This is a genomic window from Novosphingobium rosa NBRC 15208 (assembly GCF_001598555.1).
Lineage (GTDB): Bacteria > Pseudomonadota > Alphaproteobacteria > Sphingomonadales > Sphingomonadaceae > Novosphingobium > Novosphingobium rosa.
Window position 1 is genome coordinate 1 of sequence record NZ_BCZE01000139.1, and the last position, 8,215, is coordinate 8,215.

5 protein-coding genes and 2 pseudogenes are annotated in these 8,215 nt (G+C 63.6%); 3 read left to right on the forward strand and 4 right to left on the reverse strand.

The features are described from left to right. The 4 genes from SR3_RS29565 to SR3_RS29580 form a co-directional block, all read right to left on the reverse strand. Nucleotides 1-261: aldehyde dehydrogenase family protein (locus SR3_RS29565; protein WP_157099210.1), on the reverse strand; the 261-nt coding region annotated here is incomplete at its 3' end. Between the two features lie 13 nt (nucleotides 262-274). Then, nucleotides 275-1,483 (reverse strand): MFS transporter, encoded by a 1,209-nt coding sequence (locus tag SR3_RS29570; RefSeq protein WP_084456064.1) that lies wholly within the window; start codon nucleotides 1,481-1,483, stop codon nucleotides 275-277. A 14-nt stretch (nucleotides 1,484-1,497) separates the two neighbouring features. Then, entirely contained in the window at nucleotides 1,498-3,657 is a 2,160-nt protein-coding gene (locus SR3_RS29575; protein ID WP_068094801.1) for a TonB-dependent receptor, read from the reverse strand. Between the two features lie 66 nt (nucleotides 3,658-3,723). Continuing rightward, nucleotides 3,724-5,445: a thiamine pyrophosphate-binding protein gene (locus tag SR3_RS29580; protein ID WP_068094804.1), complete on the reverse strand. Its 1,722-nt coding sequence runs from the start codon at nucleotides 5,443-5,445 to the stop codon at nucleotides 3,724-3,726. A 171-nt stretch (nucleotides 5,446-5,616) separates the two neighbouring features. Here SR3_RS29580 and SR3_RS29585 point away from each other — a divergent pair, with 171 nt between their 5' ends. The 3 genes and pseudogenes from SR3_RS29585 to SR3_RS31005 all read left to right on the forward strand — a co-directional run. Next, on the forward strand, nucleotides 5,617-6,522 hold the full coding sequence (locus tag SR3_RS29585; RefSeq protein WP_068094806.1) for a LysR family transcriptional regulator: 906 nt from the start codon (nucleotides 5,617-5,619) through the stop codon (nucleotides 6,520-6,522). 90 nt (nucleotides 6,523-6,612) lie between these two features. Then, a pseudogene (locus tag SR3_RS31000) lies at nucleotides 6,613-7,005 on the forward strand (transposase); the annotation flags it as partial. 743 nt (nucleotides 7,006-7,748) lie between these two features. Further along, nucleotides 7,749-8,215 (forward strand): annotated as a pseudogene (locus tag SR3_RS31005) (ArdC-like ssDNA-binding domain-containing protein); the annotation flags it as partial.

Below are 8,215 nucleotides of genomic sequence, written 5' to 3' on the forward strand. Positions count from 1 at the left end.
CGTGAGGTTGAACATCGCCCAGCCGGCGGTGGCGCCGATCTCGCCCATCATCGCCTCGACGAAGGCATCCTTGCGGGCCAGCAGCGCATCAGCTGCCTTGGCCAGCACGGCGCGGCGGGCGTTGGGGCCCATGGCGCCCCATGCGGGCTGAGCGGCGCCGGCCTTGGCGGCGATGGCGGCGGCGTCCGCCACAGTCATCGCCGTGGCGGTGGAGGCAACCGCCCCCGTCAGTGGATCAAGGCGCGTGAAGTCTGCAGGCATGGTGATTGCTCTCTCAGGCCGATTGAGGGGACAGACGTGGGCGGGTTTCGCGCAGGAACAGGCAGGCAAGCACAACAGCGGCTCCTGCTCCTGCTGCGAGCCATAAGGGGGCGGTCAGATCGAAGCGCTCAACCAGATAGCCGCCCGCCACCGGCCCGAGCGTGGCGCCCAGCGCGTCTCCCCCGATCGAGACAAAGCCCACGGCGGTGGCTGTCTGGCCGTCCGGAGCCAACTCCATCGGGACCAGCACCATGGCCAGCGCGGCGATGGCAGGCCCGGCCGAGGTCAGCATCGCGACCGGAACCAGCAGCCGGGCATCGAGCCCTGGCAGCAGAAATCCCAGCGGCAGGGCGGTGGCGATCGCACCCGCCGCCAGCAAGGCGGGGCGTCGCCCGATCCGGTCGGAGAGAGCGGGCCAGGTGAGGCAATAGAGGAAGCCGCCAAGCCCGGATGCGCCCAGAATCCAGCCGATCTGCGTGCCGGAAAAACCCTTCGTCTGGCTCATGAACAATGGGGCGAAGGCGTTGAAGGCAAAGATCCACACCGTCAGCATCAGCGCGGCCACAAAACACAGCCACAGATCGCGCGAGGCCAGGACCGCGCGCGCTCCGGCCAGGCTGGCGCGGGGGGCATGGGGCAGTCGGGCGGGTTCGGGCACATGGCGGGCAACCACGATCGCCAGGATCAGGCCCGGAATACCCGCCGCGAAGAAGGCCGTTTGCCAGCCAAAATGGGCCGCGATCTGCGTGGCGAACACCGGGCCAATGGTCGAACCCACCAGCGACCCGGCGCAGACCACGATGCCGACATTGCGCCCGCGCCGCTCGGGCGTCGAGAGGTCTTCCATGGTGGCCATGATAACCGACCAGCAAGGCCCCTCCGCGAGGCCGAGCAAAGCGCGGATCAGCAGCATCTCCTCGAAATTGCGGGCCAGACCCGATACCCATGACAGCAGGGAAAAGACCACCATCGCAGGCACCAGCACCCGCTTGCGCCCCACCCGGTCCGAGACCATGCCGAAGACGAAGGTAGACAGCGCCCAGCACACCGAAACGGCTCCGGCCAGCAGGCCGATCTGGCTGGGTGAAAGATGGAGGCCGCGCTCCAGATCGGGGCCAAGGAACAGTTGCTCCATGCGGTCGAGCATCACCGTGCCGAAGCAGGCGGCCAGGATCAGCGCCACGCCGATTTCGGATGGGGCTTCAGAAGGGCGAGAGGTCATGGGGTAGGGGCTCCTCAGCGCATCGCATAGGACAGGGTGACGCCGAAGGTGCGCGGGGCCGCCGGGAAATAGGCATCGCCGAAGGTGTCGGGCTGAACGTCGGAATAGTAGTGTTTGTTGCCGATGTTCTCGGCCCAGATCTTCACGCTGATGCGCGGCAAGATCTCGACGGTGACCGATCCGTTGAACAACCCATAGGCGGGCTGGTGCACGCGGTTCTGGGGATCGAAGAAGAAGCCGTCATTGTAGCTGTAGGAGCCCGCCAGCGTGGTGCGTCCGATGGGTGTGGCAAAGGCATATTGCGCCGAAAGGCTCAGCACCAGCTCGGGGGCCAGCACCGGCACCTTGCCGCTGGCGTCGCCTACCGAAGCAACCAGACCACCGGCAGGCGCGGCAGGCAGGGTGAAATAAAGCGCATTGGTAAAGCCCGCGCCATAACGCCCATGCAGATAGGACAGGTTCGCCTGCGCCGTCAGCCCGCGTGCCGGGGCCGCTTCCAGTTCCAGATCCACGCCCTTGAACGAGGCATTGGCGCCATTGTAGAAGATCGGCGTGGTCAGCCCGTTGGGGATGCCGCGGATCTGGATGTCCTTCACCTCATTGTCGAACAGGGCGATGTTGGCGCGCAGCTTGTGGCTGAAAAGGTCTGATTTCAGGCCGATCTCATAGGCATCCACCGTCTGGGGGCGCACCGAGGGTAGGTTGGGGTTGGTGGCGTTGAACAGGCCGCTTTTGAAGCCCCGGCTGTAGGAGGCATAGAGCAGCACATCGCGCGTCGCCTGCTGGTCGAGCGCCACCCGCCAGCTGGGTTTCTTGTCCTCCAGTGACTGGCGAGGATAGGTCGTGCCGGGCACGGCGGGGTCGCTGATGGTGGTGACGAAATCGATATGGCGCTTGTCGATGGTGTAGCGCAGGCCACCGGTCAGATGGGTGCCCCTGGCGATCTCATAGGTGGCCTGGCCATAGGCGGCGAAGCTCTGCGTGTTGGCCCAGGAGAAGGTGTCGGCATAGGCCAGCGGCGCCACGGCAAGGCCCGAGACCTGAACCGGCACCGTCTTGAGTTCATTGCCGTAATAAAAGGCGCCCAGCGTCCATTTGAGCGGACCATCGCCGTTGGAGGCCAGCTGAAATTCCTGGGTCCAGGAATAGCTCAGGCTGTTGATGTTGAGGTTGAGCAGCGGGGCCGGCGACAGATCCTTCTCGGTGGTCAGCCGGAAATGGACGAAATCGCGGCTGGTGATGCTGGTCAGCGTGGCGAAGCCCAGATCATGCTTGAAGGTCGCGGAATAGTTCTGCTGGTCGGTGCCGGTGCGCAGATCATTGTTGGTCGTGGTGTTGTAGAAGCCGTTGTAGCCCGGCGTTCCCACCACGGTCAGTTCGCCCGGGATCAGCGCGCCGCCTTGCAGATTGGGGGCATAGGCATGCGAATACATGGCGGCCAGGGTCAGGCTGGTGCCGCTGTCGATGGTCCAGAGCAGCTTGCTGCGCACCCCGCCATATTCGCCCTTGTAGGCATCCTGACCTGTGGTCAGATTCTTGCCCCAGCCCTTGCCCTGATGGTTGTAATTGCCCGAGACATCGATCGCCAGATTGTCGGTGATGCCGGTGGTGGCATAGAGCCCGGCGGTGACGGTATCATAATTGCCATAGCCGATCTGGGCCTTGAGATTGGTATCTGCGGAAGGGGCAGGGGTGATGATCTGGATCAGGCCGCCGCTGGCATTGCGCCCGAACAGCGTGCCCTGCGGGCCTTTCAGGATCTCGATCCGCTGGATGTTGTTGAAGGCAAACAGCGAGGCCGTGGGGGAAGGCTGATAGACGCCATCGATATAGACCGCATTGGCCGATTCATCCGCGCCCGATCCGGTGCCGCCCACACCGCGGATGGCGATGGAGGCACCGCCAAGCCCCGTCGAGACATGCACGGCGGGCGCCAGCGTCGTCAGGTCCGAAGTGGAGGCGACACCGATCTGGCTGAGCCTCTCCGCGCTGGCGGCGGTCACCGCGATGGGCACCTTCTGCATGCTCTCGCTGCGGCGCTGGGCGGTGACGATGATATCGGCGACGCCTGCTGCCGGCGGGGTGGTTTCCTGCGCCTGCGCGGCCGAGGCAAGGCAGACGGCCAGCGCGGATGCGCCACTGAATCCCAGAGTTCGACGGATGGTGATGTGCACGATCTTCTCCCTTTCCCCGGCCTGTTCTGTGCTGGCTTGTGGGGGCAAATTGACGGTCAGGAATGGTTACAGTCGGTGCGCGGTGCTCCGGCCAAAGGTTGGGAACATGGGATGCGGTGCCCAGGCGACCTGTGCGTCGATCACCACCGATGTCTCGGCGGCCAGGGCGCGGGCCATCACGGCATCAAGGTCTTCGGCTCGTTCCAGCCGCTCGCCATGGCAGCCAAAGGCTCGGGCGATGGCGGCATAGTCGGTGCCCTCAAGATCGGTGCCGATCTCGAAGCCGTTCTTGCGCTGGGCAGCGCGGATCACGCCCCAACTGGCGTTGTTGTGAATGACGGTGATGACCTTGATCCCATAGCGTCGGGCGGTGTCCAACTCCTGCAAGGTGAAACCGAAAGCGCCGTCTCCGGTCAGGCAGAAGACGCGCCGGTCGGGATGCGCGCGGGCCATGGCCAAAGCAGCGGGCAGGCCGAAGCCGAGATGCGACATGCCGGGTTCGTGAAAACGGGTAGAGTAGCTCAGGGCAGGTGTGAACTCATTGCTCCAGAAGCTCGTGTGACCGCCATCGAAGGTGACCAGATCATCGGAACGGATGTGGCGTGCGACGCCTTGTGCCAGCGCTCCGGGATGCATCTGGCCGTCGATATCGGCCAGAGGGATGGCTGCGCGCGCGCTGTCGCGTTTCGCGACAAGGCCTGGCAACCAATCTGCATCCGGGGCAAGTTCGATATCGGTCAGGGCTTCAAGCAGGGCTTCAAGCGCCAGAGCTGCGTCGCTGGTGAGGCCAAGGGTCAAGGGCAGGGTCTGGCCTAGTGCGGCAGGATCGATGTCGATCTGCACCAGCTTTCGCGCCGGGCGGTCATCCCACTTGGGCGGGCCATCCACCCACATGAAGGAGGAAAAACGGCAGCCGAGGGCCAGCACCAGATCCGCCTGCTGCATGGCCTCGACCACCGCAGGCCCCCCAACGAATCCGCCTTGCCCCAAGCACAGAGTGTGATCCTGCGGAATGACGCCCAGACCCATCTGCGTGGTCAGGCCGGGGCAGCCGATCCTCTCCAGCAGCGCGACGAGGCGGGTGCAGGCCTCCGGGCCGGAGCGGGCCACGCCGCCGCCGGCGACGATCAAGGGGCGCTTTGCATTGCGCAGCAAATCCACCACCTGCGCCACATCCTGCGCATGAGGGGCAGGCGGACGGCCCATGAAGCTGGCCATGGGGGCATCCAGCTCGGCGCGGCTGTAGCGGAAAGTGCCCCCCAGAATTTCGGCCGGAATATCGAGATGCACCGGGCCGGGGCGACCGCTCAGGGCCTCCCGCAAGGCGCGGTGGACCAGTTCGGGCAGGCGCTCGCCGATGCTGGCCCGGCAGGTCCATTTCGTCAATCGGCGATAGAGCGCCTCATTGTCGGTCGAGCTGAAACCGCCCCGGTGCGGGTGCATGATGGCGGAAGGGTTGCTGGAGGTGATCGCCAGCACTGGCAGATGATTGGCCCAGGCACCGCCCAGCGCGCTGAGCAGGTTGAGTCCGCCTGGCCCGGTCTCGCCAAGACACAGCGCAATTCGGCCGGTGGAGGCCGCGATGCCGCTGGCCATGAATGCAGCGCTGGCCTCATGGCGGACGCCGGTGAAGCGCATATCGTCACAGGCGAACAGTGCCTTGAACAGCGGCGACAGCTTGCCGCTGGCCAGACCAAAGACCTCGGTGATGCGGAGATGACGCAAAATGTGAACCACCGCTTCGGCGCCGGTCATGGAAACGTGGGTGAGGTCGTCGTGATCCGGCATAACAGGCTTTCGATGTTTCGGCGCGAGGGAGGCGGGTGCTCGCAGCCCACCTTGGTGCTGGCGGTGGGAAGAAACTGCTGGAGAAATGATATTCAATCAAATCGTATGATTTGCATGGTGTATAAATATGAGTGATACCTCAATCTGAAGCACCGCCGTTGCGAGGAAGCCATGATCGACCCGCGCCACCTCACCCATCTGCTCGCCATCCATGAACAGGGATCGCTCAGCCTTGCCGGGCAGGTTCTCAACCTGTCGCAACCGGCTCTTTCAAACAGCATCGCAGTTCTGGAGCAGCGTCTGGGAGCGCCCGTGCTGATCCGCAACGCGCGCGGTGCAGTCGTCAATGAGCTAGGGGCGGCGCTGGTGCGTCGTGCCCGCGAAATTCGCTCCGTGCTGGAGCATGCCGATCAGGAGGCGATGCTGCTGCGCCGGGGGCGGATCGGTCCGCTGGCGGTTGGTGTGACCCCCAGCTTGGTGGAGCAGTTCATTCCAGATGTGCTGGAGGTGTTGTTGGCGGAATTGCCGCAATTGTCGATTTCGGTGATCGAGGGGCTGGATGGCCCGCTCAATGAGGCCCTAATCGCAGGCGAGCTGGATGTTGTCGTCGCATCGGTGGGGCAACCCAATGCTTCACCCGACATTACCGAGGAACTGCTGATCTCCGATCCATTTCTGATGGCCGTCCATGAAAACTCTCCGCTGATTGCTCGCCCACACTTGAAGCTCTCCGAGACACTGGAGGAGCTGTGGGTTGTTCCCCGACCGGGAGGGTCGGCCTATGCCCATACGCAAGCCATGTTCCTGAATGCGGGTGTGGATTGGCCTAGACGCACGTTATCGACCAATTCGGTTGCGCTCACGCATCAGCTAGTGGCGCGGCTCGGTGCGGTGGCACTGGTCAACCGGATCACGGCCCGTGGCTGGACGACTCCTGTCCGAACCATTCCTCTTTCTGAAGCAGGGCATCGCAAGATCGGGTTGCGACGACGGCGCTCTCGCGAGACATCACCTTCTTTGCAGGCCTTTGCAGAGATTGCAGCTCAGGTTCTTCAAAAGCATGCCGTAAAACTGTGAGAGAACTTAACAGGTTGCGGAAAAAGGCTCTTGCCTGCGGGCACCATTGCTGAATCCAAGATCGCGTAGCGTGCTGTTGAAGGGATCGGGATGCGCGGTGGTGATGAACGGAGCGAGGGGCTGTTTTCCTACGTGAGCTGCGAGGCTCGTGTGCCCGCCAATCATCCGCTCCGGGCGATCCGGGCGATTGTCGATGAAACGCTCGACGTGCTGTCCTCAGATTTCGACGGCCTTTATTCCCGCATCGGCAGGCCCTCGATCCCACCCGAAAAGCTCCTGCACACCTTGCTTCTGCAGGCCTTTTAGTCGGTCCGCTCGGAACGCCAGTTGATGGAGCAGATGGACTACAACCTGCTGTTCCGCTGGTTCGTCGGCCTGGCGATGGATGCGCCGATCTGGGATGTCACGGTTTTCAGCAAGAACCGCGAGAGGCTGCTGGTTGGCGGCATTGCAGCCAGATTCTTGTCAGCGATCATCCGGCAAGGCTTTCAGCATAGCTTTTGAAAAATGCGAGACCCCAGATGTGAAATGCTTCGCCCGGAGGAATGGTGGGCGGAGCAGAAAACCAGGGATGCGGAGGCTTCATCGTTGCGAGGCATCGCGCCTTTTCTATGAGGAGATCGAAACGCGGTCGGTGCCGGAAGGCCGGCTTGCCAAACCATGCCCGTGCCAAGGCATCGCGCAAGACGGCAAGGATGCTGGGGGGGGCTGACCGGCTTATATCAGTCAGCGTGCTCAGGAAGCCTTTGCCGATGCCTTCTGCCAACAGTCGGTCGGGTACCGGCGCGCCAGACTGCATCGAGCAGAAGATGGCGTCACAGCCCCAACGTTGAAGATAGCCTTCGCGCCCTGACTGGACGCGGCCTCATCGGCAAGGCGCATGGATTCGACAAAAAAGGCGAGGACATTGGGGTAGTCCGTGCAAGACAACACCCGAGAATGCGGGACATGCAGCTGTCAGGAGCAATGCCTCGGCCGTGTTTTGGTCAATTTGGCGCACTGTAACGGGAAACTGTGAGGGGAAAGCCTTCCCCTGATGGCGAGCCGCTGCGCGTCTCGCCTTACCCCTTCAGCAGCGCCGGGCCAGCGCTGCGCGGCAAGGCCAAGAGGAGGAGGGCGGCGAGAGAGGCTTGCCGCCACCCGTTGCGGAGATTTGATATGGCGCGCAACATTCCAATGGTCCTGCCGGGCGGACGAACCTCTACCAGGAAATCACTCAGCGCATCATCGCCCAGCTTGAAGCCGGGCGCGTCCCCTGGGTTCAGCCCTGGAGCAAAGCCCAGGCACCGATCGATATGCCCTTCAATGCGGTAAGCCAGCGGCCCTACAGTGGCATCAATGTGCTCACCCTGTGAGATGCGGTGGTGTCGCGCGGTCTTTCCAGCCATGGCTTACTGAACTTCCGGCAGGCCCTGGCCCTTGGTGGTTGCGTCCGTCGTAGCGAGCATGGGGTGGGCGTGATCTATACGCGGCGTTTCATCCCCGGCGCCGAGCGGGAGCGCGCGCAGGCCGAGGCGCGCGAGCCTGCCGGTGGCATCCCCTTCCTCAAATGGTTCACCGTCTTCTCGGTCAAGCAATGCGAGGGGCTGCCAGAGCGCATTGTTGGGCCGCGTCCGCCGCTGCGCCAGGGGCTGATCCTGCCACAGGCCGAAGCCCTCATCGCTGCTACCGGGGCAGACATAGTCGAACAGCG

What these genes read in the sequence shown, in the direction of transcription:
- SR3_RS29570 (WP_084456064.1), bottom strand. Translation starts at nt 1,483, where the DNA reads ATGACCTCTCGCCCTTCTGAAGCCCCATCCGAAATCGGCGTGGCGCTG.
- SR3_RS29580 (WP_068094804.1), bottom strand. Translation starts at nt 5,445, where the DNA reads ATGCCGGATCACGACGACCTCACCCACGTTTCCATGACCGGCGCCGAA.
- SR3_RS29585 (WP_068094806.1), top strand. Translation starts at nt 5,617, where the DNA reads ATGATCGACCCGCGCCACCTCACCCATCTGCTCGCCATCCATGAACAG.